This is a genomic window from Clostridium sulfidigenes (assembly GCF_000732635.1).
GTDB classification, from domain to species: domain Bacteria; phylum Bacillota; class Clostridia; order Clostridiales; family Clostridiaceae; genus Clostridium_J; species Clostridium_J sulfidigenes.
The window spans coordinates 95,103-121,482 of record NZ_JPMD01000001.1 but is presented as its reverse complement, the minus strand read 5'-3'; the positions used below and the strand labels follow the sequence as shown (position 1 = coordinate 121,482).

Sequence of the window (26,380 nt, the reverse complement as noted above, 5' to 3'; positions counted from 1 at the left end):
ATCTTATTTAAAATATTCTCCTATAGTATTATATGTATCATATAGATCATTAATTACAGTTTTCAAGTTAATTTTATTTTTATTAAAATTTCTAGTAAGTTGATAATAAGTGAATCTTGGATCACTTAAAAATGGCTCCTTTTTTAGATCATCATTATAATTATCCCCTTCTATCAAAAATCTATACCCAATGCCTTTTAAAGTTCCTTTAGGAACTTCAAATTGTAAATTTAAAGTCTTCAATGATTCTTCAAGAGAATTGTTTGATGGTGCTAATGCCTGTACATCAATAACACTAAAATTTAGTTCTTCAACCATTAAACTATCATATACCTTTGTTAACATTAATTCTATACTTTCTTTTTCTATATTTTCTTTTTCTATACCTTCTCCTATAATTTGATATTGTATTGAATCTTTAGTCACGTTAATGTAAGCATTTTCACCAACTCTGAAATTAAACGATATAGTGTTGCCATTTGAACCTATTATAAACTCTGATAAATGCTCTACTATTTTTCTAAATTTTTTTTCATTCAATTCACCCACATTAGGAAAAGTAACAATACTAATTTGATTTATTTTTAATTGATTCATTTTATACCCCCATAAAATAGAATTTTATAATTACATTTTATCATTATGTTAAGAATAATCAATAATATACATTTTTAATCATTACATTAATATATAATTATATTACGCCTAATAGTAATCTTTAAAATATATTCTACAAATTTTTCATATTTCCTTTTTTATATCTAATTTTCAATTAATTATTATTATATTATTTTAAAATGTAATATATTAGTCACTTCTGTATTTTACTGGTGTACTCTCATTTAAGCTTATCCTAGAACCCTTTCCCATGCCATACAATACTCTACCTCGCCAATATAGTATTATTTGTCCACCTTAGATCTATGCTATGCCATATGCTCATTAAATACCGTATTTGTATATATTTCTTATTTTTAAAGCATATATAAACTATCAACTTTTGCTTTTACTGATTAAGTCTTGAAATTGCATTAATTAACTACTCAGAATAAGAGGAGTATTTCATTATAAACCTCACTACCCTTTAAATCTCCTATAAATACTTATTGGCTGCATTTTTCATAGTAGAAAATCTGTTAGTATCATTAGCCTTTCCACCTATTTGAATTACTTGTTCTGCTTTTAATCCAGATGCTTTAAAATCATTAACTCGCATTAATGGGCAAGATAATTTTTGAGCCACCATGACTGCAGCAAATAAATCTGCATCCCCTAAATAAGTTACTATTTTTTTCATATCATATTCCTCCTCTTTTGGATATAGTTTTTCACCTTTATTATTAAATACATAGTAGCCTTTAAACTTATCACATTCAGCCTTAGCATTAGCCAAATCACTATAAGCACCTTTCTGACTATCTGCATCTTTCCATGACTTTCTAACCCTATATAGTTCTTTGGAAATAGGTTTATTTGGCTTATTATCAGCTAGTTTCTTTTTAAAGTCATTCCACATACTCCAATTATTCTTACTCCATGGATAAGGACACACCTTTCTACTTGCATCATAATGTCTTACTACTCTATCACTAGGTATGTCATATTTATTCATTAACTGTTTAACTAACTCTACTGTATTAGACTCTGTAGAACTTGATATATCATCATTAGTTCCACACATCTCAATTCCTATAGAGTTTTGATTGGTTATTCCATACTTGCCATTACCATCTCCACAATGCCAACTAGAGTTAATTTCTTCTACTACTTGCACTATGTTACTACTATCCACAAAATAATGCGCTGAAGCATTTCTATTCCCTCCGCCAAAATAATTAGCATTATTTAAAGCAGTGTCGGTTTTATTTCCTGTAAAGTGCATTACAATATATTTTATTTTCTGACCACTTCTACTAGAAAAGTTATACTTAGATATCTTTCTTATTATTGATTTCATAATTCATTCCTCCTTAAATATAAAAGAGTGAGATTGCTCTCACTCTGTAAACTACTCTTTAGATATTTGCTTAATTAATTGGTTTCCATATACTGCAGCTCCAGTTACAAGTATTCCTTGAACAACACTATCTGCACTAAAACCTTTCATTACCAAGAGACTTAATATAATACCTATAGGTAATAAAATTACTGGAATATACTTATCTTTTACTCTTTCAGTGTCTTTAAGTATAGCTCCAATTATTAATAGTACTGGTATTAAAATTAAAGCATTTTCTGTAATGTAATTAATAATTTCCATAATTATCTCTCCTTCATATTTTAAATATAATAGCTATAGCTCCACCAATAAGTGCACCTACTACAGTTCTCCATAACCATGTCTGACTATCTTCTAATTTTTTAACTCTGTTATACAAATCTTTGTTATTAACTTCTAATAGGGTTTCTATCCTTACTAATCTTTCTTTTATCTCTTGTGTATTTTCATCAGCCATATTGCACCTCCTTCAAAATAAAAATATTAAATAAAAGTATAAAAATCATTTTAAATGCCATAATAAGTACAGGAACTAAACTTTTAAAAAAATAATTAAAAAATATTAAAATAAGTGTATATTTATTTAATATTTTTAGCATACTAGAAATAAGATAAGATTATGATTTTGTAAATAATCATCTATCCATAGTATTCACTTCATGGTTAATTTAATGTATAGAAAAATAATCCATTAAAAGCAGACAAGCTTTAGTTTCATACATTATTTTTCGAAAAATAAAAGACACTAGAAATTAATCTAATGCCTTTATGTTACTTCGTAATATAATTCTATTGGTAATTTGTCCAAAATAAAAAAGCCTTATGGCTCTACTTGTTTATATCAGTTAATATCTCTGTTTTTTCTTCTTCTGTAAGCTTAGTATACTCCTGTATTATATCCTCTTCAGTTCTACTCTCTAATTCCATTCTTGCTTTAATTGCATTTATAAATATACTTTTTTTCCAACTTGGCATATTCTACACCCCCATCATATTAGCCATTGCTATTTCCATATTAGCCATTCTTGTTTTTAAATCTTCTTCCTCTTTAACCGGTGCTTCAAGACCTAATATTTGTGCTTTTGCATTCTCCTCGTAAGTTAAAGATGGATTTGGTATGAATGGTTCCTCCTGTACTATATAAGCCCTCCCATTTTTTAAAATTACATATCCATTTTCTTTAATTTCATAAGTATACATTAATATCATCCTTTCTTTATTTATCTTAGATAGTCTATATTAACTAGACCATTACCTTCAATTACTCTACCTAGATACTCACACCTACCATTTACCCACATTTTCTCTGTCCTTAGTCTTCTTTCAATAAATTTATTATCGTAAGAACGACCTTTTCCACCAAATAAATACATTCTTGATTTACTACCTATAGCAATACAACCCAATAATTCATCTGGTGATAATCCAGTTGAGGCATATTTGGATGAACCAAGTCCTTCCAAGTGGTATTCTCCTATGAAAGAGGGGTATGAGCCACCTATGCAAAACAAGTTACCATTGCATATACAAGATTGACCCTTCTCTCCTTGGTAAGAAGCATCGAGTGAACCTAATTGTACTTGCCTAGATGTCCTAAGAAATAATTTATATATTTTATTTAATTCTACGTGTGTCACATACATAACATCACCTACACATGTAGTTTTATTATTAAGAATGGTAATTCCATTTATACCTAAACTTTTAAAAAGGGTGTAAGTTTGATTAGTTACGTCATACTTCCAATAATTATTTTGGTTAGGGGCACCACTGTAAATATGAAGTATGCCTTTATAATACCCTAAGCCTGAACCGTATTTTTCCTCCGGGAAATTTGCTAACTGAGTGTAGATGTTTTTTTCAATATCATATACCCAGTGGGACTTACCAAATGTGCTAACATTAGCATATGACCCTATTAAATGTATTTTATTAGACTCTACAAAAGCTAAACTAGTCATATAGCAAGGTAAAGGGGAGTCAGCTATTTCAGTTAATTTATCCGTTGGAATGTTATATTTAAGGGCTTTAAATTTATGGGTATCATCATTATAATCTAAAGCACCCCCAAATATATAAATATCATCTTTCACAAGGATTCCTGTACCTAAATAAAAGTAATAAGGTAAGTTTTCATGTTGTATTCTCTCCAATCTAGAGTCAACGAAAATATTAGTTTTTACTACTTTATCATTATTTTGCATAGTCCATATTTGACCAGGTATTAGAGAAAATTCTCCTTCCTTTGACGTTTTCAATGGGGTGTTTACCCTATTTATTTCACCTGAAATAGGTTGTATATATGTTTCTGGTGGATAAATAGTTATATTTTGGGGTATGTACCATACCTCTTTTTTAGGTTTATAAGCTATTATATAATTATAACCAGTACACCCATAATAAATATTTTCATTATCCGCTGTATAACTGGCTCCACCATCATTCGAAACCATTCCATCTACTTCCTCACAGGTATTAGTAATAAAATTGTATCTATCTACTTTTGTCTTATAGTTAATGTTAAAATCAACACCGCCTCCTAAGATATAAACATATGAACCAAATTTAGTAGCTCCACCATAAGTATGTGGATTTATAGTCTTTGTTCCTGTAACTGTATAAGTATCGGTAGCAACATCATAATAAACGATATCATTAGTTGAACTAAAAGAATATATCTTATTTTGAAATTCAACAATTGGGGTAAAAGAATAACTATACACAGCTTTAGCTAATTCAACATAGGTATTATTAGTTGGGTCATACCTCCAATGAAGCGTATTGTAAAATATATGAATGTAGCCCTCAACTACTATAGCTACTGCACCAGTTAGTGAAGAAGCACTTGTCGGAATATCTTCACCTTGAATATAGCTATTTGTAGCTATATCATATATATATACTTTTTTACTAAACCCCGCCGCAGAAGTTCCTATAAGGTATATTTTATCATTTATAACCACTAACGAACCCTGAGAAAAGTTAATCGGTATCTCAGCTAATTCCTCCCAATTTTCACCTTTTAAATCTAATCTAAAAAGTTTATAACCACTAAATAAATATAAATATCCTTTATTATAAATTAATCTTCCTCCACTAGTGCTAATAAATGTTGCTGGAGGGAGGTCTGTAATAGCATAAGGTTCAGTTCTAATTAATTCTGGACATTTTGTAATACCTCCGCCACGTTTATTTACTATAAAAACACCATTACCTACCCTCACTATTTTTACTGGAATATTAGCTCTTAAAGTACCTTCATTTATAGGATTTTCATCCTCCTTTAATGGAATAGCAGTACCTCCATTAAAGGAAATAGTAGCATTATCTACATTATCTACATGAGGCACTATTGTATATTCAAAAAGATTAGGATCTTCTACAGTTATAGTATAAGCACTAGCTGTTCCTCCTGTTGTTATCGGCTCTAGTGCATTTTTATTTAGTTTTAGAGGTATTTCTCTATCAACTGCATCTAGTCTTCCTTTTATACCTTCTATGTCAGTAGGTATATTGCTGACTTTTTTTATACCTTCCTCATGCTCTTTTAATATCTTATCAGCCTCGTCCCAATTAGGATTAGTAGCAGTTATATCCGGAGGAGAGTCATCTAAACCTATCTTTTTAAATCTATAATTAGTAGTTTCTTGCATAACATCACTCCTTTAATTTTGAGGCATATAGTAATATAGCTCTCTCCAATTTTTCATAGTATCTTTTATATTTCTCCAGTTTGTAAAGTTATTCATTACATCTCTCCAACTAGAGTAGTATCTAGTAACATTAAGTTTAATATGTCCAGGTATTAAAGGTTTTAATGCCCTTTCAATATCCTCAAATCTAAACTCCTCCTGATTAGAACTAGGGAAAACCATAATTTGAATTACACCTTGTCCATGCTCTGGAGAATTCTCCTCTGAACCAGTATAAAACTTAACCGTACTATCCACATTCATTATTGCCATAACCATAGACTTTATAGTGACTTCATTAAGTTTATCTCTTTTTCTGCCTAGTGCTAATAAATATTGTCTTCTTTGTTCTAAATTACCTTCTGGTTGTATATTAAGAAATATTTCTGTTCTGATTATACTTTCTTCATCCATAGAAACTATACAAGAGTTATCTAAGTTTTTCTTCATATCATTGGTTAGTTCATTAATCTTAGTAGATTCCACCTGAGATATAAGCTCAAATTCTCTTATATCTTTTAGATAGGATGGTATATAATCTTTAATATTAACTTCATAAAACATTTTAGACCACCACCAAACTTAAAGCTCCTAGTGTTGGTATATCCTCTTCTAACAGAGATATATCTTCAATAGCTCCATTTATAAGTATATTACTTACATCAGATACACTCTCTAATCCTAAAATCACACTAGCAAGTCCTATATAACTAACTTTATTAGCTCTATATGTTAAACCTGATAAATAATTAGTTATCGCCTCTTCTGCTCCTACAACTTGTGAAAATCCATTGTTTAAAGATATATTTCCACTAATATCAATAGTCTTTACATTTCCTGTTGTTACAGTTACTTTAGCGCCTATTGGAGCTTTACCATTACCAAGTCCTGTTGACCCTGGATCTATATAATCCTGGAAAGATTTGATTAATTCAGTAGAGGCTACTTGATTATTTGAATTAGTTATACTCACTTTAACAGTATTAGGGCCAAGTGCAAGTGGAAATACCTTAGGTATTCCTATTCCATCAAAATCATTAGCCCATTTTAAATATTGATTTATATTACCATCAGAAGATTGATTTACTATGCTATCTTTAGTTCTCATTCTTAAAGCATCATCACTTTCTATATCTTCCCCGTATATAAGTATGTCATCTAAAGTTGCTGCTGCTATATTTGAATTATTATCTAAGGGTAGTAAAGTTCCTGTATAATTATTGCCTATAACTCCAGGCTGTTCACATTGCAACTGAAATACTCCCTCGCTTATTCTTTCCCTAACCAGATAAGTTGTATCTTCTATTCTAAATCTCGCTCCTATAGGCACATCTACAAGCGAGGAATTGTTATCCTTAAAGGTTCCTTTTCTTGTTGCATGAGTAGCCAACCTTCTAGTTATTCCATATTCACTACATTTTTTAGTTAAATACTCACCTTCTGTTGTGTCTAAAAAATATAAATCTCTTTCACTCTGCATAATAAAATAAGCCTCAGCTAATTTTAAAGCAGCTGGGGCTAATGCATTATAAATTATAGATCCTTCTCTTTTATCTATATAAGAAGGAATTTGTTCCAACATATCAGCTAGTATAAATTCGTAAGTATATTTATCACTTTGCAAATCAACCATTAACCTACCTCCTTTCTAATCTCTATATCTCCATAAATACTTTCAACTTTTCCAGTATAATAAAGATTCTCTCCTGAAGAAGTTATTTTTACAATATTTACAGATATTATCCTATCATCTTGTAAAAGTGCCTCTTCCACTATTCTGTGAATATCTGCTTTTACATATAGAGGGTCTTGTCCAATCAAGTCTTGAAGCTCAACACCATGATCATAACTATAAATAAGATACTCGTACCTTTCAGTATCAAGAATACAATCAATAGTTTGTTTAAGTGCCTCTATATCTTCTATATACCCATCAATACATTTTTTATTAGTATCAATCCTATATGTTTTATTACCATAATTATTTGTTTGTTGAGGAAGATTATCTATAACATTATTAAAGTTATCATTAGGTATCATGTTTACCTCCTCTATAATTTATCTAAAATCACAAACTTTTGCCCTCCATGAGCTTTAATGAGCGCTACTTTTTCACTAACTTTTAAAGGTTCTTTTTTAAACCTATTAGTTATAACCAGAAATGGTTCTTCTATTTGCAATTTTGAATTACTATCTAATTTTATTTTGACTGGATTAGCATTAATCACTGTACCAAAAACTACGTCAGAAAGATTTGCATAGTTTAAGTAATTAGATACTATTACTTTTATTGCATCTGTCATCATATTATCAACTCCAAATCCATTGTATGGTGATGACCCTTATTAAATTTATGTGATACCTTCTTAACCATAGCCCATTGTTTAAGTTTTAGTTCAGATATATCTATATATATTCCTGAACCACCTCTAACTCTTGTATCACCCAAAGCTGGTATACTGAATGTTTTTTCTTCCTTATTATAGTACTTAAGTAACTTCTCAGCTTTTTCTTTTATTTGAGCCGGATTAAGATTTTCATCAACTTTATCATAAAACTGTAATGTTCCCCATTGCGCCATACTTTTGCTATCTTGGACTATATAACTCTCTCTAGTACCAGTTTCTTTATTGTCCTTGGCTAGTTTAATTTTATTGTAGGTTTCTCCATCTATACTAATCTCATAACTATAACCTAATGCATAACTCTTATCACCTAATACTATAGGTAATTTAAGTTCGCCTGCTTCAACGAGTTCAATAAATCCGAACTTATCATACAAAATATACTTTCTTCCTGTTGCTAGCAATGTATCCGCTATACTGTCATATATCATATCTAAATATGTTTTATTATCCTCTATTTTATTAGGTAGAGTATACTTAGTAGTTCTTATATTACCTACTCTCATATTAGGTCTTTCCGCTATTATTTCTCTTACGAGTTTATCCGTAGAATGACCTTTAAGCACCTTAGTATCTTTATATTTAAAATATCTAAGAGAGTCATAAGCTGTAACTTCTTTTAAACCACCCTCATTGCTTATCTTAAATACAAAACCATAGAATATATTAGCACCCATATACTTAAATCTAACTACAGAACCATTAGGAAATATATACCCATCTTTATAGGAGAAAGTAAGCTTTGAGGCACCATTTTGAACTTCTGAATCCCAGTTTATATCATCAACAACAATCTCAGATAAGTCATAAATTTTCTGTGTTTTGCTATCTTGTATTATAAACTCATATTCTTTATTTTTAGCCATTTATTGCTCCCTCCTTTTATGGTATTTTTATTCTTTGTCCTGGATAAATTAAATTAGGATTATTACCTAATGGTGGTCTATTAATTTTGTATATTTCTGTCCATCTAGCCCCATTACCTAGGTATTTCTTAGCTATATTCCATAAGCAATCTCCTCTGACTATAGTGTACATTTTATTAGCTGGTTTAGGGGGTGAAGCCTTTCTTGTTGGAGTTGGTGGTTTATATGCTATAGATGGGTTTGTTTTAAGTTCCTTAAGAGAATAAGGAACATACTCTTTAAGAGAGAAACTAGTATAATAGTCTCCCTCTTCTCCTGCAGTTTCTTTTATTTCTAAACTTGTTATAGTCACTAATATAGATAAATCTCTAGTGATACCATTAGTACATATAAAGCGTACAGTCTTCTTATTTTTCATCCAACTATTAAATTTACTTATATAATAATCAGGACCTTTAAACTTATTTTTAGTCTCTACAAGAGTTGAAGCTCTATGAGGAAATTGTGCTTCAAACTTTACCTCCATCAATCCTTTAACTCCTGGAACTGATATTTTACCAAGTTTAAGAACTTCATATTCTTCACTCTCACATTCTATACTTTTGCTTATCTCTTCCGGATTCGTCGGTAGCCTAATAGTCACTTTCTCTTCTTCATCTCTAAAGAATATTGCGTAACTCATACTTAAACCCCCTCTGCCACAACTGCTATTTCTTCTCTTAATATTTTCTCTATGATACCAACTAATTTATTAGCATCTGCTGTTTCTTTTACATCACCAAAAGATATCTGAACATTAGGTGCAAGAGTTGCTTGAGTATATTTAAGCATATAATCTCTGTCTGCTATATCTTTTAAATACTTAATATCTTCCTTATCTATAGATACATTTAAGCTTCCAGCACTTCCCCCTTTACCATTAGTAACAGGTAAAGCTCCATTATTCATATATTTACCCATATCACCCATAGCACCAATTCCCCCAGGTATTTCAGGTTTTCCTATACCTCCTGTAGACATTCCTTTAATAGCATTCGAACCCCAATTATATCCTTTATTAAATGAATCATTAAGGTTTTTATATTCCATACGATCTAGTTTTACTACCTTTTTATCTGATCTTAAATCAGCTATTTTACCCTCAATGTAGGATATTGTATTATTCATACCTGAAGTTAAATCTACTGAAATTCCTGGAATGGCATTAAGCATATTTTCAACTTGCTGTGCTATTGAAGTGAAAATCTCATTTACATATAAAGCTAAATCCCAAAATAGTTTCTTCACAGCATATACAGGATCTATAAAGATATTCGCAAAGAACTCTGCAAAAGAGGCTACTATGTTATAGCACCATGCAAATCCATTATAGATTATTGCAAACATCATCATAAAAGAACCGGTAACTGCTCCAACTATTTGATCCGTAGTTACTCCAAACTGCATGAGTACATATATTAATATACCTACTATTGCTATCAATAAAAGTATTGGCCACTGAGCAATTAAAAATCCTATAGCTGCAGACCATATAGGTGGAACCATTGCCCATAGTTGTTTTATAAGTAAAGGTATTAATACAAATGCTGCCGCTAATAATAGAGGTTGGATTATGTTCCAATTATCTACTATAGCTTGGCCTAAAAATGATATAATTTGTACTACCCATAAAAACCCTTGAGCTAATATATCTATGGCTCCTTTAACTCCTGTTACAAATGATTGAAAGCCTGCTGTATTAATTAAAGCATTAGATTTCTCTATAACTTCTTCAAAAGACTTTATTGCATGATTTTTTATAGAAGTTCCTATATCAGACCAGGTCATAGGAATAGTTTCAAATTTACCATTTATATCATTAGCCATACCAAACATAGCATTTTTAATAATATCAGCTGTAAGTTCTCCATCAGCTCCTAATTGTTTAAGTTCACCTTTAGTTACCCCTAAATATTTAGAAATAGCTTGTGTTATCATAGGTGCATTTTCTGAAATACTTCTAAGTTCATCACCTTGTAATTTCCCTGAAGATAAGGCTTGAGTTAGTTGAAGCATTCCGGACTGTTGTTCTACTTTGCTTGCACCACCAACTTTAAATGACTTCTGAATTAATTCAGTAAAATCAACTATCTCTTGCGAAGAACTAAAAGCATCCCCTGCCATCATTCCAATCTTAGCTACTGCCTTCTGCATGTCTAAGTAAGCACCTCTAGACCTTTCTGCTGCTACAAAAATATTATCCTGTAACTTAGCAGTGGTCTGTAGACCATCATTCATCATGTCTATTCTAGCTCTGGTATTCATATAATCATCACTTATGGCCGTACCTTGTTTAATAGCCATAAATCCACCCACTGCTGCTGTCATTCTTTTTATACCATTTATGAATGAATTAGCCCCGCTTTGATTAGATAACTTATTGTTAAAACTATCTACCTTTGTTGAAGTTCCTAAGATAGAATTGCCGAACCTTCTATTTCCTGCATCCATAAGATTAAGTGTTTTAGTATATTTATCTGTAAGTTTAAACATTGCATTTAAAGTAGGCATGCTATCTCTTCCTCCTTCCCCTTCCAGTAGATTGAGCTTTCTTTTTAATCTTATCTTGTTCTTCTTTTTCTGCCTCAATTCTTTTTATAATTGACGCATATACAAATATCTTTTCTTCTTTTGGAAGATTGACTATTTGCGAGGGTAGTAAATGTAACTTTTGGAGAGCGAAATGGGCTATAACATAATCCACTTCACCCTCCTCTATTAGTTTTTTATCTCTTCTATTTTAGTTTCATCCTCTTCCTCCAATCCAGATAATTTCTGAACTGCTCCACTAAGAGTAGTAAATTCACCTAAAGATAACATTTTAGACAATAAACTTACTTCTCCCATAACTCCATAACCCTTTTGTAACTCTGCATTTTTTAAATCCGGGAATACTACAGCAGAAGCTACAAGGTCATTTACGTAAGCAGCTCTATCAAAGATTTCTTGTTTAGTTTTCTTATCTCTTCTAGTATGTTTTTTCATAAGAATATCATTTTCTTCTGACATGATAGCTCTAATTTCCCATGAAATTGGAACTCCTTTTTCATCCTTAAATCTATTTGATACCACCACAAACTCATTTTCTATTTTTATAGGGTTTAAAAATGCACTTAAATTTCTTTCCATAAAATATTCCTCCATTATACATATTAATATTGTTAAAGAAAGCCCTATCCCTAAGAATAAGGCTGTTGCTGATATTGATAACTTAAATAATTGAAATACTATTGTATCCACGACTATCTATAGTTTGAAGGTAAGTCAAAGAAATCTAATCCTTCAATATCATCAAAAGTAAAATCTGTGTCTATTGTTATAGGGTCATCACTTGAATCATCAAGGTTAGTAACTGGAATCGTAGCAAATAATACTCCTAAAAGCATTATTGTTTGCTTTCCTATTGTTGATTGATGATCCTCATTAGTTATTTGTAATTTGATATCTGGCAAAGTCCCATCTTTAATATACTTAATTGCCATTCTTAACATATCTGAGTTCATAAAATACATTGTCATAGAGCCTGTACCTTCTGCACCAACTACTTTATGTTGAGTCATTCTATGACCTAACATTGGCTTTGCTTGCACAATTAAATCTAGTTGTGCTTTAAGTGCTGATATCTCAAATAATTCTCTATTTTGTCCATCTATGGTTATAAAGGCCTTTCCTTCCTTAGAGGATATAGTATCCTTTAACCTAACATGATTATTACTCATAGATTTATTGTCCCTCCTATACTAATATAGTCATATATAATTTTTCAGCAGAGTCTACTACTTCAACCCCAGTTCTAACTACCATAGCGTCACTGTCAGTACCAGGTCCTACAGTTATATCCTCTGGTGTAAAGTTTTCAATAGCATTTAACTTTTGTAGGTTTTTACAGTATTCTACTAAATCCCCTCTGTAAAGTGTTCTTCCTGACTCATTATTATCTATCTTGCCTTTATATCCATATTCCCATATATTAGATATATCATTTGCCATATTGTCTAGAGTCCTTATAACTCTATTCTTCCTTAATGACTTTTTCTTTTTTTCACCAAAAGTAGTTAAAGAATTTATATCGTAAACTAAGGTAACTCTTTGATTATTATCAACCTTAAATACCATCTTTCCCTCTAGTGTCTTTGTTTCCATACCTTCCTTAAGTAATCTAGGAACCACATCTATAGCCCCTTGATATACTTTACCCGTATTAGATTGATTTAAATTTGCTCCTGCTGTAGCACCTGCTACCCAGTAACAAGTCTGACTAGGAGTTAATTCTGTCCCATCTTCTAAAACAACTCCATTTCCCACGATTATGATTCCTTCATAATCACAAGAGTAATTAGAAACAACAGCCTGGACTTTAACTCCTTCATTCTCCCTAAGACTTCTTATATATTTTTCAATATCTGATTTTACACTTGAGTTATCCCCACCATAACAAAGGGTATTAAAATTATAGGTTTTAATAGACTCTAAACATGCTTTATATTCTTCTTGACTCGTTGAAGTTGTTTCCCCTCCAGATAATTTAATAGTAGCTGCTCCTATAACTCCTGTACCTGATAAACTTACATAATCATTATCCTTAAACTCTTCAAATGTAGTTATAGTTTGTTTATCTACCATTTCACCATCTATATAAGTAATGAAGTCGAACTCACTTCCTGATTCTTGAACTACAATATTTATATCATTTCCTCTTAATCCTTCACATATAGCTGTAGCAGTAACACCTGTTACCACTTGTCCTTCAGCTTTTGTTCCAGAGTTTGTTTTACAAACCAATACCTCAATAGCATTTTTAAATATTTCTCTAAGTGCTATTATGTCGTCAACTCTATAACCCAAGGTACTTAGAGTATCACTATCATTCTTTATTTTATTAATCTGACCTTTCACTCCCCAATCAAGTTCTATTGGTAAAGCTACTACACCTCTACTGCCTATATCAATAGATAGTGGTGTTTCTCCTAATATATTGATATAAGCACCAGGTAATATCTTATCTTGTTTGATCCATGTTCCTCCCATGCTATACCTCCTTAATTTCTGTATTAGTATCTAAATTGTTCATCTTTATACCGTCTATAATTAATGCTTCTGAATATTTAACATCAAACATGATATGAAGTACATCATCTGTAATATTAGCTTTAATGTTAAGAGCTCTAAATGTACCTAAATCCCTAAATTCCCTTAATAAGTTTTCTTGCACTAAATACATTTCATTGTTTTTGTTATATTCTTCATTAGGAAAATAGGAGACATCATAACTTATAGTTGATCCATACTTTGTATTAAGTTTTTTCTCATAGTCTTGGTCATAAATAGATATAAAAAAAGAAGGTGTTTTAAATTTCTGTGGCACCTTCTCATCATATATAGTTATACCTGGATATAAACTTAATAATTTATTCTTTACTTCATCATTAATACTATTTACCATGTTTCCTATTCACCTCTTCTACAGCTTTCTTGAACTCTTCTACCATTGCTTTATCAACTTTAGTTATAGCTATTTCAAGAATGAATTTTCCTTTTACAAACCCTTTTGTCTTTCCATTACTTACAATTCTGTGTCCATAATTAACATATGAGGCGTAATCAGCAATATTAAACAGTTCTTTTGAAACCCCATCATAAGATTCTTTAACTGGATTAGTAAACCAATTTTCTCTCATATGCCCTGATTTTACAGGAGTTATTCTTTTAACCTCTCTAAGTCCAATATTTAAGGATTTGTTTAATACCTTTTTATCTATCTCTTTAATATCCTTAACCATAGATTCGAGTTCTTTTCTATATTGATCTATTGCGGCTTTATTTCTTCTTGCATTACTTCCCATTATGCAGTCTCTTCCTTCTGTACATCTATTTCTATATGGGCTGAATATGGAAAGCTTTCTCCTGCTTTAAAGGTATATATCCTACCACTCTTTTGTTTAATTACTAGCTTATCACCTTTTAAAACATCCACATTAGGACCGGTAAAGACTTTATGGGCTATTGTTAATATTGGTGTATTTTCATCACTTATACCACTTAATTTCTCTTTAGATAGCCTACAAGGGACATCTATATACTTTTCAACATCTTGCATCCTAGTTATGCCATTAACTTTAACTTCCTCATACCTAAGTATAGTCATTTTATCTTTATGGAGTTTTGCTAATATTGAACCATTCAATAATATTCCCTCCTTAAAACTTTAACCTTCTAAAATTCCTCAAAATCTTCTTATCTGAATCATTTATTGAATAAGTTAGAGTATCAGCTCCGTTATTTTCTATTGCAAACTCAAGCTTTGTATCTCCTTCAGATATACTTTTAACTCCTCTATATTCATTATCTTCGTACCTTAAGATACTAATTACTTTGTTCTGTATAAAGGTTTCTAGTTCTGTAGGAACTTGTTTTATGTTACAATAGCTCATTATTTCATTACTAATACTTTTAACATAATAATTAATCAATACATCTTTACTATTGTCAGTAATTCCTAATAATGCTTTTATTTCTTCTATCATAACCTTATTCCTCTAAAACCTTTATAAGTTCCTCTTTATTTAAAGAAGAATAACCCCGTATTCCTCTTTCTTTGGCTAGGTACTTTAATTCATTTGAGTTTAATTCAGATAAATTAAGAGTTTCTTTTGTGACTTCTTGTTTAGTTTCACCTTCTGCAATTTCTGCTACTCCATAGTCTTTTTCAGTAAACCAATTAACTAACCAATTACTTTCTGTTTCTCCTACTCCATTAGCAAAGGATACACCAGCAATAATACCAGTGTATCCTTCTTCTGGAGTAGTTATTTTATATTTCATAAAATACGCCTCCTATTTTACTTTTATATTTCTTAGTACTCCAGCTTTTCTAGAGTTCTTTAATGCTATAGCAGCTACCATTTCAACTTCACCTGTTTTTACTGCTCCTGGTGCAGTTAAGTTAGGAAGATATGTGTTAATCATCTTATCACCTTTAACGGTTACTCCATGGAAACCTCCTATATCAATAGTAGCTGCAAATAAGTCTGTTAGACCTGTAACAATAGTTGAACCGTCTGGTTTTCTTGTATCTGCAATCTTAACTGTTGGACTTGTGTTAGCCCCATTTGTGTAATATCCTAAGTCCATAAGAGGTATTCCATCATAAGCATCTACTTTTCTTCCAAAGGCATCTTCTGATTGGGTTAGATAACCAGCTCTTCTTGCTACGGATCTTATCTTTGTCATTAATTTAGAATTTCCCATTAACATAGTAGGCTTACCAGCTAATTCAGATAAGAAAGAATCAAGTAAATCTAAGAACTCTTTATAATTAGTATCTATAGCTCCACTTGAAGATAAGTCTATGAATGCATCAGTATTAATTTCTGTATCTGTTCCAACTAAAGCCTTGTCTAATCCATCAAATGATTTACTATCTGTAGCACTATCCCCATTAATAACTGTGTAATGAAATAAGTTACTTGCTGCTAAGATTTTCTCCTTGAGTTGAAAGTCAACCTCATCTACTGCTCCTGAAGTATTTGCTATAACTCTATCTAGTTGGAATGATCCTCCAAATATTTTTAAATCTACGCTTTCCTTTTTTCTCTTTGCTTCTTGTGGAGCATATTCACTGTTTATTGCTCTAAATCCTGCTGTAGCTGGAGTTAATAGTCTAGTGTATCCATAAGTTAAAGTACTTCCTCCTGTACCTGGAGAAACCGCATCATCAAATATTAAACTATCTAATAATAAAGAACTCCTTCTAAACTCGTCTACAACCATCTGGTCAACTTTGTCTGCCATTGATACTTTTGCTTCTGCTAATGTTATTGCCATTATATATCACCTTTCCTCTACTATTTATTTTCATATCTTTGTGCTAATGCACTTTTTAAATCTGTTGGTGCTTGTGGTGTTGGATCACTCTTCCCATCTATAGGAGGAGTACCAATTACAGTACTGCTAAATAATAAAGATTTACCTTCCTTTTCTGTAGATATAATTGAATCTAAATTCTTAGGAGTGTTATTTTCATCAAACTCAATCTTATCTTTGTGCTTAAACATAAAGTAATCTTCATCAGTACACCCTGCACCTTTAAGAGCTACCTTTATAGCTGACTCTTTTTGTATTCTGATATTCTCAGCCTTTTGGTCTGCTATTGCTTTTTCATACTCTTTGACCTTTGTTTGTAATGTTTCATTATCACCATTGCTTTTCTTTAAATCTGTAATTGTCTTATTGGCTTCTGATAATTGAGTTTTGGTACCTTCTAACTCTGTTGTAGCATTCTTTACTTTTTCCTTTTCTGCTTCAACGTCCTTCCCATTCTCAGCCATAACAGATTTAATTTGTTCTTCTGTTAATCCTAGCTCTTTTAAAAACTCTGTTTTCATGATATAAAATCTCCTTTCGTATTAAGTAGTTTTAGGTGTGTTACTATCCACCACGAATTGACTATTTTAGGTCTAATCTTCTGACCGATTTTAAGCATAATAAAAAGCCTTAGTTTCCTAAGACTTTAATTACTTATTATTTGTCCCTAGTACATTTCTTTCAATTCTATCTTCTACCCTTCTATTCATATACATTAGTGCAATTTCTATATGCTCTAAAGCCTTTGCATTATACTCTGAACTAAATGGTCCAGCTTGGAAACATTGAAGTCTATGTCTTACTATTTCTAACAAATCAGAGTCAATTACACCTGATTTACTTCCTTCTGTATTTCTAGCCCCATTTTGAAATTCAATAGGAAGATGTACATCAGAATTACCTTTTATTATATACACATGGTTTGCTCCCCCATTTCCCTTCTCATCATGTATAAAAACCTCATTTAACTTCTCTCTTTTTTGAATAGTGTTTAATTTAATCATTTTCTTTTCCTCCTTAAATTTAAACGTAATTAAACCCTTTATATAATTTTCTATTTAGATTTTCTACAACCTCTTCTAAACTAGTGTGAATAGTTCCATACTCACCCATCTTTACTGTTATAGGAGTATGTTTTATAGACAAAGGCTGTGTTAAAGGTTGATTGTTAGGAATAGTTGCACTTTTCATATTAATCTTAGGCATTTCATCCAATTTATAAGCCACCATTCTTTTATTATTGCAACTATCTTTATGCTTACATTTCTCACATCTACTATCTATTTTACTTAAATTAGCTATGTTTATCATCTCGCTTTTAAACATAATAAAAGCACCTACTCTTTATTTAAGTAAGTGCTTACTATTTGTTATATAATTCTTTAGCTTTTAAAAATTCAATTCTTAAAAGTCTTTTAAATTCCTCAACGTCTATTTCTCCAACCGCTGCACAAATATCTGGAATTTCTTCATTTAATAACTCTGTAACTTTCCTATCCTCTTGATACATTTCATCATAATTATCAAGTAATAATTCAGTTTCTAACTCAAGATAAAATGGATAATTTTCATCTTCTTCATATTTTCCATCTAAATATGTTTCAATTATATCAAGAACCTTTTTAATCATTCTTTCTCCACTCCTCCTTTGGATTATTCCTACATACGATACTAACAATTTCGTTTGTTTCACTATTTCTAATAATAGCTATATTATTTTCATAGTTAACTAATCTACCATCAGGTTGTATATAATTAGGTCTTTTATCAAATATATTTATTATATCTTCTTTAGTAAATCTAACAACTCCATTTTTAGATACATTTCTATCAACGAATCTTTGAGCACCATGCCAAGATAATTCAATATTTTCTTTTCTAAAATTATAATAAGTTGACTTAATTTTCTCTTTATAAGTATCAGACCACTCTTTATTATTTATAGAATCAATAGTAGAGTATTCCCTTTGTTTTATATTCCATGACTTACTATCATTATACTTTAATTCCTGGAAGTCCACAAAAGATTTAGGGCTTTCTTTCCCCAGTACTTCTTTATATAAAGTATGTTGTTTCTTATCACTATATCTATTCTTTATCTTCTTTTCTTCTGCTAGTGCTTTAGGATCATTAGCTACATACTTATTATACCATTGTTCATACTTCATTTCAGCAGGTACAGTATAATTTTTTCCTGTTATCGGGTTTCTTGCTATTCTTTTTCCGGCTTCATCATCTTGTATATGAGGAATAGTAGTTGTCCTACAAAACCAATGAAATGGTGGAGAGTTTACTCCTGTTAGAGCTTTCTTAACATCATATATCTTTCCATCCTGCCTTCTACATATATCAGAGGTCTTTAAATCTAATGTAGCTAGTATTTCATATTTTTCTATTCCATCCTCACTATATCCTTTAAGTGTGGCCTGTTCAACTATAAAAGCATTTTCCATCTGTAGTAATCTATATGCTTCATGCTCTTTATTACCAAAATGGTGAGCAAACCCTTCTGATAACTCTTTAGGGTTAGTTCCTTTTATAATAGTATCCATTAGACTATCTTTTAACTTGAAAATCAAATCATCCTTTTGTCTCCATAGCCTATCACTATATGAAGCCCCACTAAATGGATAGTTTATCAATTCTTCTACAGCTCTATTACTTATCTGTGCAAACTCACTATGAAAGCCTTTATATTGTTCTATATTAAATATAGTTCTATAATATTGGTCCTTGTATATCTCTATAAATTTATCTGTTCCATATGCTTCATAATCAATATCATAGAGATTATTTAATATAGCATCTATCTGCATTTCTAATGCCTGATATCTTGTTATTCTCGCTCTCATAGACATATTCTCTAACTCTAGATTAAACTCTCCTATAGAATCTAAAGCTAATGCCTTAAACTTTCCAAGCTCATCCTTTAGTTCTTTAAGCTCATCAAAGTTTAGTTCTTCCATTGCCACATCATAGGTCAATTCATTATTATCAGCATATCGAATATAGAAATTATTGATTACACTATGAATACTTTTTTTAGCTCTCCTAAAAGACTTTACTAAACCATTATGAAACTCAATAATATCTTTTTCAGATTTTAAGAACTTTGCTTCTTGCCTTTGTTTCCAGTACTCACTATTCTTCATCTACTTCACTTCCACTATTTCTATTACCAAAGTCTAGATCAGGCTCAAGTGAATTTTTTCTTTCTTCTTTTTTTCTACTCTCTTCTTCATCTACATCTCCAACATATGGGTGGTGTTCAAGAAGTGTCTTATCAGATACTATACCTTTTGAGTTTCTAATATTAGTTATAGTATCCGTTTCATTTATTATCATACTTCTTACAAAAGTTACTTTAGCCTTTTTAGGATCATAAGTTCCTTGATTTATTGTTTTGAAATACTCAGCTATAAACCAAAATATATATTTAAAGGCCTTCTTAAACTTTCTTTCCATCTGATCACATTTTAAATCTAATGCAGAGTATAAGAATTGAAGAGCTATACCACTTGGACTATTACCAAACTTATCAGTATCCATGTCTACACCTTGACCAAATATATAGACATCTTTTTTTATTCTATCTAGATGCTTCTCTACTGCATCTATTTCTATATCTGGACTTAACTTATCAACTCCACCATCAGTATCAACCTTTATTGCTTTATATAGCTTTAAATCATTTAAGAACTCACCTAAATCAGTACCTCCATAATTCTTAAGGATATAAACAAACCTCGCAATATCATCTAATGTGTTAGATGTATCCGAGGTATTTTTATCGTAGTCATCTATTAATGATTTAAAATAAGTTAGGTCATTAAGCTCTCTAGTATTATTCTTAAAAGGTATAAAAGGAACTCTGCCCCATCCTTTATATTCTGAACCATTATTTATTTTAAAATGTCCAATTGGTTCACCCTCTCCTGGAGCTTCAACATCAGGTATCATTGACCCATTAAAATATGTGTAGTATGTTACATCATCTTTAGTCCAATACTCTACTTTCTTTACATCTTTTCTCTCTTTTCCCTCATATGTTTCAACATAGTAAACCCTTATGATAGCTTCAAGCGTCTTGTGTGAACTTTCCTTCCATACTGGAATAATCTTTTCACTATCATGTTTTTCAAACTTTAAACTTCCTTCTTCATCTATATAAGGCTGTAGCCATGCTATACCTTTGTTAGAGCTTTCTATTCCTATCTCCTGTATAGTATCGTCAAATTCATCATCTAGTATTTCTATAAGTTTCTCCTGGAACTTCTCGTCATCTGCAGCTATAATCGGAGACTTACCTAATAAATAATTCACCTTCTCATCTACTAACAACTTAGCGAAACTATGAGATAGTTTATTATTGGGCCTTTCTGTATCCTCCACCTTAGACTCATTTACATACTTATATAGCTTTCTTTCATTAATATCATTCTCATTTTTATAGTACTTTTCACCTGTAAGCATATCTTTTCTAGTTTTGCTACTCTCAAAGTCTTGTATATAAGTATGTATTACATCCTCTTTACTCATAGGCTGACTAGCTGGCTTTATTATATTACTTAAAAATCCCATGATTATCTCCTTTCTTATTTTAATACTGACATACTACTTCCTCTAATTTCGTCCTCCATACCATATCTAACAGCATCAATAGTATGGTTGTTTTTATCTGGATACTCTCCTTTTAAATTACCTTCTTTATCTTTTTCTATTTCATACCCTACAAATTCTCTTTTAGCATTAGGGCACCTTACAGGATCTATTATTATCTCTTCTATTTCTTCAGACAAAAATTTAAGACCATGCTCTACTGAGTCTGGTCCTTTCTTTGCACCTATAATATTTAATCCTAATCTTTTAAATTCACTTATTGTTCTAGGCTCTGCACTATCAGCAGTAACTCTTTTATTAAGTGGATTTAACTTCTTAATTTCTTGTACCGCTTTACTATTACTTAATTGAATCTTATATATTTCACCAAATATATATAATCTCTTTCTAGTCTTATCATAGTGCATTAACATATAAGCTAATGGATCAGCAGCATAACCAAAGTCTAATCCATTCTTTAATCTATCAAATATCTTTATTTCTTCGTCTGATATTTCTCTTATAGTTAAGTTTCTAAATACCTCTCCACCAGTTCCAGTAACTGCTCCTAAGTAATCATGCTCATACTTAGTTGGATTAACTTTCTTCATATGCTCTGCTTCAATTATGAACTGTTCACCTAGCCATTCTTTAGGAACACTTCTGTAATCACTATGATGTATATATTTATCTTTTCTCTTCTCTACTACTTCCTGGTTACACCAATTCCTTTGACTTTCAGGAGGGTTAAATGAATAGAATACACAAAATTTAGGTCCACCTCTTAAAATAGATTGATTAATTGTATCTATTTTACTCTTGCTTTCAAACTCATCAACCTCTTCATACCAAAGATACTTAATATATCCCTTAGGTACTTTAGTAGACTTAACTTTCTTAGGATTATCAGCACCTTTAAATCTTATTACTTGTCCAGTAGGTTTATAAGTTATTGTTAGTTTCGCTTCTGGTACATGCCATTCATCACTTACACCTAATGTATCTATTGCCCATTTAATCTGGTCTCTTACTGATTCTGATAGAGTATCCTTTACTCTTCTTAATACTAATGCATTAGACATAATTCCTTGTTGTGCATCCTTCATTATACCTAAGACAATTTCTATAGAAATAAAAGAGGACTTCGTACTACCTCTACCACCTTTAAACCAATAGTGAGTGTGAAGTCCTTGTTTAATATCTTTATGCACTTCATAAAAACTTGAAGCTATTATACTCTTTAACTTAACCTTAATCATCTATATCATCTACTATCTGAACTTGTTGATTTCCTTCAACCTTAATATTCTCAGTAAATAACCTGTATCTCTTACCTAACAATTCAGCTGCCTTTGTTCTATCTTGCAATGAAGCATCTAATCCGAATTGGTCCTTTTCTTCTCCTCTCATTACCTTTGTGAGATATTGAAGAACCTCTTCTCCTTTTGCTATACGTTTATCCTCTATTTCTTTTAATCGTTCATCTATATATTGTTTTATGCTATCATTTGCTATCAGTCTTGATGAATTAGCTCTAGCACCTTTCTTGTTATATCCCGCTCTTATATAAGCCTCTGTAGCATTCCCTAGTTCTATATAGTAATCTACAAATGCCTTTTGCTTAGGTGTCATTTTATCCATTACTATCACCTGCCCTAAGTATTTCTATGAGTACCTTTAGCAAGTCTACTTTACTATATACTATATCTACAACATCATTTTCTTTTCCTCTAGGCTTTCCATAGTGAACTATATATTTAGTAATAGGCTGTCCATCATCACCATAAAATTGTTCATGATTTATCAGTGGCATCCAGCCTTTTGCTTTCAATGCCTTGGTTATTTTATTTATTAATGATTGTACTTTAGCCATAATGCCACCTCACTTTCTGTAAAATAAAAAGAACCCTAAATTACTAGAGTTCCTTAGTTATTAATTATTATCCCATGGATCTGGTTTATCAGCCATAATCCTGCCTCACTTTCTATATATAGTATACTTGCCCATATGATACACAATATATTACATATGAATTTTAAAAAACTAAGCTAATAAGATTCCTTGCTTTCTATTGTTTTTAAAAAACTATTATATTTTTGTTCTAATTTAGTTATTTTTTTAAATTCTTTTCCATCTATTTCGTTTAAATTATCATGCCTTGCAAATATACGAAAAATTTCATATATATCTATAACTTCTTCTACGATATCTTCATCACAATATTTTATAATTTCATACTTGACATTATCATAATCTACAAATTTTAAATATCGTTTTATTGCAGCATATTCATGATTACTCTTGTATATATTTTTTTTCTCTAAAAGTTGTGCCTTTTTCAAATAGTTTACATTGTCCTCTATTTCTTCCTTAAGAAGTTTAACTATTATTCTTATAGCAATACTCCTGCTTTTCTTCAATCTATCTTTTTCCTTATCAGCTTGTGCATCTAGTTGTTTCTCAGTTGCTTCCATAGCTTTTTTACCGCCATGTATTGCTGCAAGATACGTAGCTATTACAGTTATTATTGCTGGAACCAGACCTGTAAATGAATAAATAAATAATTCTGTTAATTCTTCTCTATATTCAGGAAAACCAGATACTATTTTATCTGTTAAAGTTGCATAACCTATTATTAAACATATATAAGTTATACCAAATGAAATAAAAAGAAACATTTTATCTATATCATCTATAATAAATTTTAATTGATATAAAAATAATTCAATAACTCCCAAAATCAAGTCAACTAACATTAAAATTATACCTATTAATTTTATCGTGAAAAATTTTTCTATATTACCATAAAAAATCAAGCTTAATCCAACTATAAATGCTATAACTACTACCCATGTAAATTTAGTAAAATTTATCTTGTTAAGTAGTTCTTTTATATATTTTTTGGAAAATTTCTTTTTAAACCACCTTTTAATTCTATCCATATCATTATCACCCCATAATAATTTTACAATACTTTCTAAAATATAACAATAAAAGACACCTATATTTCTATAAGTGTCTCTTAACAGTCTATTTATCGAAAACCTTAAATTCTTTATAATTGTCAATGAGCCAATTTTTTCCGTTCTTTGTTAGTTCCCCTTTTACTGATATTTCAAGATCCTTTTTATGAGCTTCACATGCATCCATGTAATCATAATCATTTAAGTCAACTTTAATTCTTCTATCCTTACCATCTACTTTTCCCTTAATAACTATATTTCTTTCTATTGATATCCCCTGTGAGTTTTTGTTATTACTTAGTCTTGTAATCTTACCTTTTACCTCAGTATTCATTGGCTTATTCTCTTTGTACTTTTCAGATATATTCTTTATAATATAAAAATCATCATTTTTTAAAACAACTTTATCTACTATACCATAAGGTTGTGGTAACTTATTTGACCATTTAACTGTAGATTCAATACTTAAATCATTATCTTCATTTTTTAAACTTAGTAATGCATCACACATATTTGCATTTAATCCACTCTTATACCCAGTCTTAAAAAGTTCTTCAGTATTACCATTGTCTCTTACTTGTATAACCTTTTGTATCCCATTTTGAATTCTTTTTATTACCTTCCTTTGATGCGATATATCCTGTATTATACCAGTATTATCAAATTCAATTTGATTTGCATAATCATTTTCTATTTCTATATTAAATATATAGCTGCCTACTTCAGTTTGCGCTAATTTATACCTTGATAACTCAATATGTGTATCTCTACTCGGTCTAAAAAAATATGGTCTAGGATTCTCTTCACTAAATATAGCTGATAAAATTAATTTTTTTAATCCTTCAACTATATTTGCACCATACTCCAATGGTATACTTCCATTTTCACATTCCTTAGACATAATCCTGAAACTCATTATATCCTTATCATTTTTTATTTCCTCTATTTCTTTATTATCAATAACATATAAATCACCACTATTGTTTAATATTCTTTCAGTTATAATATTAGAGCTTTTTCCGTATAACTCTGATAATAATTCAATAATATCATTGACTCTAATTGAATAATCCTTAAAATTACTACTAGCAGGAACTGTTATAGAAAAAGTATCATCATCTAATTTCTTCTTGTAAAGAAACACTTTTTTATTCGGAAAACTTTCGTCTAATTTCCACCCATCATTTTTTAAATAATTTCGAAGAGAATCAACAGTAATATTTTTCAAATTAATATTATTAATCATTATATTAACTCCCCTCTCATTACTTGATTCATCAGTTGTTTCAACGACTTTTCATCAAACTGCTGATTTTTAGGAATCCTTATTGTCTTTTTTTCTTTATTATTTGTTGGTTCTTTACCACGTAAATAACACCACCATGCACAGCAATTAAATATTGTTTTATCCTTATTCACATTAATCCATGTTTCTTTATCTCTAGGCAATTTATATAATATTAGAATTCTTGGAGTTCCTGTCTCTTCATCTACTAAATCATTATAATTTTTTGCTTCTAAATTATATTTAACTGCATCTCCCTCTTCTACAACATTTACTGAAGCTTTTAATTGAAAATCTAAATTAAACCCATTTGATACAATCCTACCATCTCTTACTTTTACACCTGAAAAAGTTCCATCTATACCATAATCATATTCATATTCTTTTATATTTAAACCAGTATAATAAGCTATTGCTTTTACATACTCTTTGCTTATTCCTTCTTTAATATGTTGTTCTGTTATTGTATCTTCAATATATTCTATAGTACTTTCTATATTTCCCATTTTAATCCCCCTCTTACTGAATTGTATAATATATTGAATATTATTACAATATTATGCATAAAAAAGGCACCTATTTTCATAAGCGCCTTTTTTATTGGGGTTTATGGGGAATTCAACTTTCTTTTACAATATAATTATAACATCTATAACTCTCTATATATT

36 protein-coding genes are annotated in these 26,380 nt (G+C 30.4%); all 36 read right to left on the bottom strand.

Annotated elements, in window-relative coordinates; translation table 11 throughout:
* Positions 1–3: 3 nt before the first annotated feature.
* The gene (locus tag IO99_RS00680) at positions 4–597 is read right to left on the bottom strand and encodes a hypothetical protein (RefSeq protein WP_035129072.1); all 594 of its coding nucleotides are present in this window, start codon (positions 595–597) and stop codon (positions 4–6) included.
* 496 nt (positions 598–1,093) lie between these two features.
* On the bottom strand, positions 1,094–1,957 hold the full coding sequence (locus IO99_RS18590) for a peptidoglycan recognition protein family protein (protein ID WP_084178014.1): 864 nt from the start codon (positions 1,955–1,957) through the stop codon (positions 1,094–1,096).
* Between the two features lie 51 nt (positions 1,958–2,008).
* The gene (locus IO99_RS00670; protein ID WP_035129069.1) at positions 2,009–2,260 is read right to left on the bottom strand and encodes a phage holin family protein; all 252 of its coding nucleotides are present in this window, start codon (positions 2,258–2,260) and stop codon (positions 2,009–2,011) included.
* 13 nt (positions 2,261–2,273) lie between these two features.
* Positions 2,274–2,456: a hemolysin XhlA family protein gene (locus IO99_RS00665; RefSeq protein ID WP_035129067.1), complete on the bottom strand. Its 183-nt coding sequence runs from the start codon at positions 2,454–2,456 to the stop codon at positions 2,274–2,276.
* Between the two features lie 371 nt (positions 2,457–2,827).
* On the bottom strand, positions 2,828–2,974 hold the full coding sequence (locus IO99_RS18900) for a hypothetical protein (protein WP_156964256.1): 147 nt from the start codon (positions 2,972–2,974) through the stop codon (positions 2,828–2,830).
* 3 nt (positions 2,975–2,977) lie between these two features.
* On the bottom strand, positions 2,978–3,199 hold the full coding sequence (locus IO99_RS00660) for a hypothetical protein (RefSeq protein WP_035129064.1): 222 nt from the start codon (positions 3,197–3,199) through the stop codon (positions 2,978–2,980).
* Between the two features lie 20 nt (positions 3,200–3,219).
* Positions 3,220–5,652 (bottom strand): Kelch repeat-containing protein, encoded by a 2,433-nt coding sequence (locus IO99_RS00655; RefSeq protein WP_035129061.1) that lies wholly within the window; start codon positions 5,650–5,652, stop codon positions 3,220–3,222.
* Between the two features lie 12 nt (positions 5,653–5,664).
* Complete coding sequence (locus IO99_RS00650; RefSeq protein ID WP_035129058.1) at positions 5,665–6,255, bottom strand: hypothetical protein; 591 nt, start codon at positions 6,253–6,255, stop codon at positions 5,665–5,667.
* 1 nt (position 6,256) lies between these two features.
* Complete coding sequence (locus tag IO99_RS00645) at positions 6,257–7,324, bottom strand: baseplate J/gp47 family protein (RefSeq protein ID WP_035129055.1); 1,068 nt, start codon at positions 7,322–7,324, stop codon at positions 6,257–6,259.
* Entirely contained in the window at positions 7,324–7,731 is a 408-nt protein-coding gene (locus tag IO99_RS00640) for a DUF2634 domain-containing protein (RefSeq protein WP_035129052.1), read from the bottom strand. The genes IO99_RS00645 and IO99_RS00640 overlap by 1 nt, the downstream gene beginning before the upstream one ends.
* Before the next feature lie 11 nt (positions 7,732–7,742).
* Positions 7,743–7,997, bottom strand: a complete 255-nt coding sequence (locus IO99_RS00635) for a DUF2577 family protein (RefSeq protein ID WP_035129049.1) — start codon at positions 7,995–7,997, stop codon at positions 7,743–7,745.
* On the bottom strand, positions 7,994–8,962 hold the full coding sequence (locus IO99_RS00630) for an XkdQ/YqbQ family protein (protein WP_035129047.1): 969 nt from the start codon (positions 8,960–8,962) through the stop codon (positions 7,994–7,996). The genes IO99_RS00635 and IO99_RS00630 overlap by 4 nt, the downstream gene beginning before the upstream one ends.
* A gap of 16 nt (positions 8,963–8,978) precedes the next feature.
* Entirely contained in the window at positions 8,979–9,644 is a 666-nt protein-coding gene (locus IO99_RS00625) for a LysM peptidoglycan-binding domain-containing protein (RefSeq protein ID WP_035129044.1), read from the bottom strand.
* Positions 9,645–9,646: 2 nt separating this feature from the next.
* The gene (locus IO99_RS00620; protein WP_035129041.1) at positions 9,647–11,512 is read right to left on the bottom strand and encodes a tape measure protein; all 1,866 of its coding nucleotides are present in this window, start codon (positions 11,510–11,512) and stop codon (positions 9,647–9,649) included.
* A 1-nt stretch (position 11,513) separates the two neighbouring features.
* Positions 11,514–11,705: a hypothetical protein gene (locus tag IO99_RS00615; RefSeq protein WP_035129039.1), complete on the bottom strand. Its 192-nt coding sequence runs from the start codon at positions 11,703–11,705 to the stop codon at positions 11,514–11,516.
* 14 nt (positions 11,706–11,719) lie between these two features.
* Positions 11,720–12,130 carry a phage tail assembly chaperone gene (locus IO99_RS00610; RefSeq protein ID WP_035129036.1) on the bottom strand — a complete coding sequence of 137 codons (411 nt, stop codon included), beginning with the start codon at positions 12,128–12,130 and terminating at the stop codon, positions 11,720–11,722.
* A 113-nt stretch (positions 12,131–12,243) separates the two neighbouring features.
* Entirely contained in the window at positions 12,244–12,720 is a 477-nt protein-coding gene (locus tag IO99_RS00605; RefSeq protein WP_035129033.1) for a phage tail tube protein, read from the bottom strand.
* Between the two features lie 16 nt (positions 12,721–12,736).
* Positions 12,737–14,029, bottom strand: a complete 1,293-nt coding sequence (locus tag IO99_RS00600; protein WP_035129029.1) for a phage tail sheath family protein — start codon at positions 14,027–14,029, stop codon at positions 12,737–12,739.
* Position 14,030: 1 nt separating this feature from the next.
* Positions 14,031–14,444 carry a phage tail terminator family protein gene (locus IO99_RS00595; RefSeq protein ID WP_035129026.1) on the bottom strand — a complete coding sequence of 138 codons (414 nt, stop codon included), beginning with the start codon at positions 14,442–14,444 and terminating at the stop codon, positions 14,031–14,033.
* Complete coding sequence (locus IO99_RS00590) at positions 14,434–14,844, bottom strand: HK97 gp10 family phage protein (protein WP_035129024.1); 411 nt, start codon at positions 14,842–14,844, stop codon at positions 14,434–14,436. Before IO99_RS00590 ends, IO99_RS00595 begins: the two co-directional genes overlap by 11 nt.
* A complete protein-coding gene (locus IO99_RS00585) occupies positions 14,844–15,185 on the bottom strand; it encodes a hypothetical protein (RefSeq protein ID WP_035129021.1) in 342 nt (113 codons plus the stop codon). The genes IO99_RS00590 and IO99_RS00585 overlap by 1 nt, the downstream gene beginning before the upstream one ends.
* A gap of 13 nt (positions 15,186–15,198) precedes the next feature.
* On the bottom strand, positions 15,199–15,525 hold the full coding sequence (locus IO99_RS00580) for a phage head-tail connector protein (protein ID WP_035129017.1): 327 nt from the start codon (positions 15,523–15,525) through the stop codon (positions 15,199–15,201).
* A gap of 4 nt (positions 15,526–15,529) precedes the next feature.
* Positions 15,530–15,823: a Rho termination factor N-terminal domain-containing protein gene (locus IO99_RS00575; protein WP_035129014.1), complete on the bottom strand. Its 294-nt coding sequence runs from the start codon at positions 15,821–15,823 to the stop codon at positions 15,530–15,532.
* A 12-nt stretch (positions 15,824–15,835) separates the two neighbouring features.
* Entirely contained in the window at positions 15,836–16,825 is a 990-nt protein-coding gene (locus tag IO99_RS00570; protein ID WP_035129011.1) for a major capsid protein, read from the bottom strand.
* A 20-nt stretch (positions 16,826–16,845) separates the two neighbouring features.
* Positions 16,846–17,385, bottom strand: coding sequence for a phage scaffolding protein (locus IO99_RS00565; RefSeq protein WP_051823793.1), 540 nt, complete (start codon positions 17,383–17,385; stop codon positions 16,846–16,848).
* A gap of 129 nt (positions 17,386–17,514) precedes the next feature.
* Positions 17,515–17,868 carry an Acb2/Tad1 domain-containing protein gene (locus tag IO99_RS00560; RefSeq protein WP_035129008.1) on the bottom strand — a complete coding sequence of 118 codons (354 nt, stop codon included), beginning with the start codon at positions 17,866–17,868 and terminating at the stop codon, positions 17,515–17,517.
* Positions 17,869–17,887: 19 nt separating this feature from the next.
* Positions 17,888–18,190: a hypothetical protein gene (locus tag IO99_RS00555; RefSeq protein WP_051823792.1), complete on the bottom strand. Its 303-nt coding sequence runs from the start codon at positions 18,188–18,190 to the stop codon at positions 17,888–17,890.
* Positions 18,191–18,227: 37 nt separating this feature from the next.
* Positions 18,228–18,494: a hypothetical protein gene (locus IO99_RS00550; RefSeq protein WP_035129005.1), complete on the bottom strand. Its 267-nt coding sequence runs from the start codon at positions 18,492–18,494 to the stop codon at positions 18,228–18,230.
* The gene (locus IO99_RS00545; RefSeq protein WP_035129002.1) at positions 18,487–20,016 is read right to left on the bottom strand and encodes a minor capsid protein; all 1,530 of its coding nucleotides are present in this window, start codon (positions 20,014–20,016) and stop codon (positions 18,487–18,489) included. Before IO99_RS00545 ends, IO99_RS00550 begins: the two co-directional genes overlap by 8 nt.
* A complete protein-coding gene (locus tag IO99_RS00540; protein WP_035128999.1) occupies positions 20,006–21,445 on the bottom strand; it encodes a phage portal protein in 1,440 nt (479 codons plus the stop codon). The genes IO99_RS00545 and IO99_RS00540 overlap by 11 nt, the downstream gene beginning before the upstream one ends.
* 14 nt (positions 21,446–21,459) lie before the next feature.
* Positions 21,460–22,722, bottom strand: coding sequence for a PBSX family phage terminase large subunit (locus IO99_RS00535; protein ID WP_035128997.1), 1,263 nt, complete (start codon positions 22,720–22,722; stop codon positions 21,460–21,462).
* Complete coding sequence (locus IO99_RS00530; RefSeq protein ID WP_035128994.1) at positions 22,715–23,104, bottom strand: terminase small subunit; 390 nt, start codon at positions 23,102–23,104, stop codon at positions 22,715–22,717. The genes IO99_RS00535 and IO99_RS00530 overlap by 8 nt, the downstream gene beginning before the upstream one ends.
* Entirely contained in the window at positions 23,097–23,336 is a 240-nt protein-coding gene (locus tag IO99_RS00525; protein WP_035128991.1) for a hypothetical protein, read from the bottom strand. The genes IO99_RS00530 and IO99_RS00525 overlap by 8 nt, the downstream gene beginning before the upstream one ends.
* A 176-nt stretch (positions 23,337–23,512) precedes the next feature.
* Entirely contained in the window at positions 23,513–24,406 is an 894-nt protein-coding gene (locus IO99_RS00520) for a hypothetical protein (RefSeq protein ID WP_156964255.1), read from the bottom strand.
* An 88-nt stretch (positions 24,407–24,494) separates the two neighbouring features.
* Positions 24,495–25,673 carry a hypothetical protein gene (locus IO99_RS00515; protein ID WP_035128984.1) on the bottom strand — a complete coding sequence of 393 codons (1,179 nt, stop codon included), beginning with the start codon at positions 25,671–25,673 and terminating at the stop codon, positions 24,495–24,497.
* The gene (locus IO99_RS00510; RefSeq protein WP_051823791.1) at positions 25,673–26,218 is read right to left on the bottom strand and encodes a DUF4365 domain-containing protein; all 546 of its coding nucleotides are present in this window, start codon (positions 26,216–26,218) and stop codon (positions 25,673–25,675) included. The genes IO99_RS00515 and IO99_RS00510 overlap by 1 nt, the downstream gene beginning before the upstream one ends.
* Positions 26,219–26,380 lie beyond the last annotated feature (162 nt).

Excerpts from the sequence above, each read along its gene's own strand:
- IO99_RS00680 (WP_035129072.1), bottom strand. The coding sequence starts at position 597 with ATGAATCAATTAAAAATAAATCAAATTAGTATTGTTACTTTTCCTAAT.
- IO99_RS18590 (WP_084178014.1), bottom strand. The coding sequence starts at position 1,957 with ATGAAATCAATAATAAGAAAGATATCTAAGTATAACTTTTCTAGTAGA.
- IO99_RS00670 (WP_035129069.1), bottom strand. The coding sequence starts at position 2,260 with ATGGAAATTATTAATTACATTACAGAAAATGCTTTAATTTTAATACCA.
- IO99_RS00665 (WP_035129067.1), bottom strand. The coding sequence starts at position 2,456 with ATGGCTGATGAAAATACACAAGAGATAAAAGAAAGATTAGTAAGGATA.
- IO99_RS18900 (WP_156964256.1), bottom strand. The coding sequence starts at position 2,974 with ATGCCAAGTTGGAAAAAAAGTATATTTATAAATGCAATTAAAGCAAGA.
- IO99_RS00660 (WP_035129064.1), bottom strand. The coding sequence starts at position 3,199 with ATGTATACTTATGAAATTAAAGAAAATGGATATGTAATTTTAAAAAAT.
- IO99_RS00655 (WP_035129061.1), bottom strand. The coding sequence starts at position 5,652 with ATGCAAGAAACTACTAATTATAGATTTAAAAAGATAGGTTTAGATGAC.
- IO99_RS00650 (WP_035129058.1), bottom strand. The coding sequence starts at position 6,255 with ATGTTTTATGAAGTTAATATTAAAGATTATATACCATCCTATCTAAAA.
- IO99_RS00645 (WP_035129055.1), bottom strand. The coding sequence starts at position 7,324 with ATGGTTGATTTGCAAAGTGATAAATATACTTACGAATTTATACTAGCT.
- IO99_RS00640 (WP_035129052.1), bottom strand. The coding sequence starts at position 7,731 with ATGATACCTAATGATAACTTTAATAATGTTATAGATAATCTTCCTCAA.
- IO99_RS00635 (WP_035129049.1), bottom strand. The coding sequence starts at position 7,997 with ATGATGACAGATGCAATAAAAGTAATAGTATCTAATTACTTAAACTAT.
- IO99_RS00630 (WP_035129047.1), bottom strand. The coding sequence starts at position 8,962 with ATGGCTAAAAATAAAGAATATGAGTTTATAATACAAGATAGCAAAACA.
- IO99_RS00625 (WP_035129044.1), bottom strand. The coding sequence starts at position 9,644 with ATGAGTTACGCAATATTCTTTAGAGATGAAGAAGAGAAAGTGACTATT.
- IO99_RS00620 (WP_035129041.1), bottom strand. The coding sequence starts at position 11,512 with ATGCCTACTTTAAATGCAATGTTTAAACTTACAGATAAATATACTAAA.
- IO99_RS00610 (WP_035129036.1), bottom strand. The coding sequence starts at position 12,130 with ATGGAAAGAAATTTAAGTGCATTTTTAAACCCTATAAAAATAGAAAAT.
- IO99_RS00605 (WP_035129033.1), bottom strand. The coding sequence starts at position 12,720 with ATGAGTAATAATCATGTTAGGTTAAAGGATACTATATCCTCTAAGGAA.
- IO99_RS00600 (WP_035129029.1), bottom strand. The coding sequence starts at position 14,029 with ATGGGAGGAACATGGATCAAACAAGATAAGATATTACCTGGTGCTTAT.
- IO99_RS00595 (WP_035129026.1), bottom strand. The coding sequence starts at position 14,444 with ATGGTAAATAGTATTAATGATGAAGTAAAGAATAAATTATTAAGTTTA.
- IO99_RS00590 (WP_035129024.1), bottom strand. The coding sequence starts at position 14,844 with ATGGGAAGTAATGCAAGAAGAAATAAAGCCGCAATAGATCAATATAGA.
- IO99_RS00580 (WP_035129017.1), bottom strand. The coding sequence starts at position 15,525 with ATGATAGAAGAAATAAAAGCATTATTAGGAATTACTGACAATAGTAAA.
- IO99_RS00575 (WP_035129014.1), bottom strand. The coding sequence starts at position 15,823 with ATGAAATATAAAATAACTACTCCAGAAGAAGGATACACTGGTATTATT.
- IO99_RS00570 (WP_035129011.1), bottom strand. The coding sequence starts at position 16,825 with ATGGCAATAACATTAGCAGAAGCAAAAGTATCAATGGCAGACAAAGTT.
- IO99_RS00565 (WP_051823793.1), bottom strand. The coding sequence starts at position 17,385 with ATGAAAACAGAGTTTTTAAAAGAGCTAGGATTAACAGAAGAACAAATT.
- IO99_RS00560 (WP_035129008.1), bottom strand. The coding sequence starts at position 17,868 with ATGATTAAATTAAACACTATTCAAAAAAGAGAGAAGTTAAATGAGGTT.
- IO99_RS00555 (WP_051823792.1), bottom strand. The coding sequence starts at position 18,190 with ATGTTTAAAAGCGAGATGATAAACATAGCTAATTTAAGTAAAATAGAT.
- IO99_RS00550 (WP_035129005.1), bottom strand. The coding sequence starts at position 18,494 with ATGATTAAAAAGGTTCTTGATATAATTGAAACATATTTAGATGGAAAA.
- IO99_RS00545 (WP_035129002.1), bottom strand. The coding sequence starts at position 20,016 with ATGAAGAATAGTGAGTACTGGAAACAAAGGCAAGAAGCAAAGTTCTTA.
- IO99_RS00540 (WP_035128999.1), bottom strand. The coding sequence starts at position 21,445 with ATGGGATTTTTAAGTAATATAATAAAGCCAGCTAGTCAGCCTATGAGT.
- IO99_RS00535 (WP_035128997.1), bottom strand. The coding sequence starts at position 22,722 with ATGATTAAGGTTAAGTTAAAGAGTATAATAGCTTCAAGTTTTTATGAA.
- IO99_RS00530 (WP_035128994.1), bottom strand. The coding sequence starts at position 23,104 with ATGGATAAAATGACACCTAAGCAAAAGGCATTTGTAGATTACTATATA.
- IO99_RS00525 (WP_035128991.1), bottom strand. The coding sequence starts at position 23,336 with ATGGCTAAAGTACAATCATTAATAAATAAAATAACCAAGGCATTGAAA.
- IO99_RS00520 (WP_156964255.1), bottom strand. The coding sequence starts at position 24,406 with ATGGATAGAATTAAAAGGTGGTTTAAAAAGAAATTTTCCAAAAAATAT.
- IO99_RS00515 (WP_035128984.1), bottom strand. The coding sequence starts at position 25,673 with ATGATTAATAATATTAATTTGAAAAATATTACTGTTGATTCTCTTCGA.
- IO99_RS00510 (WP_051823791.1), bottom strand. The coding sequence starts at position 26,218 with ATGGGAAATATAGAAAGTACTATAGAATATATTGAAGATACAATAACA.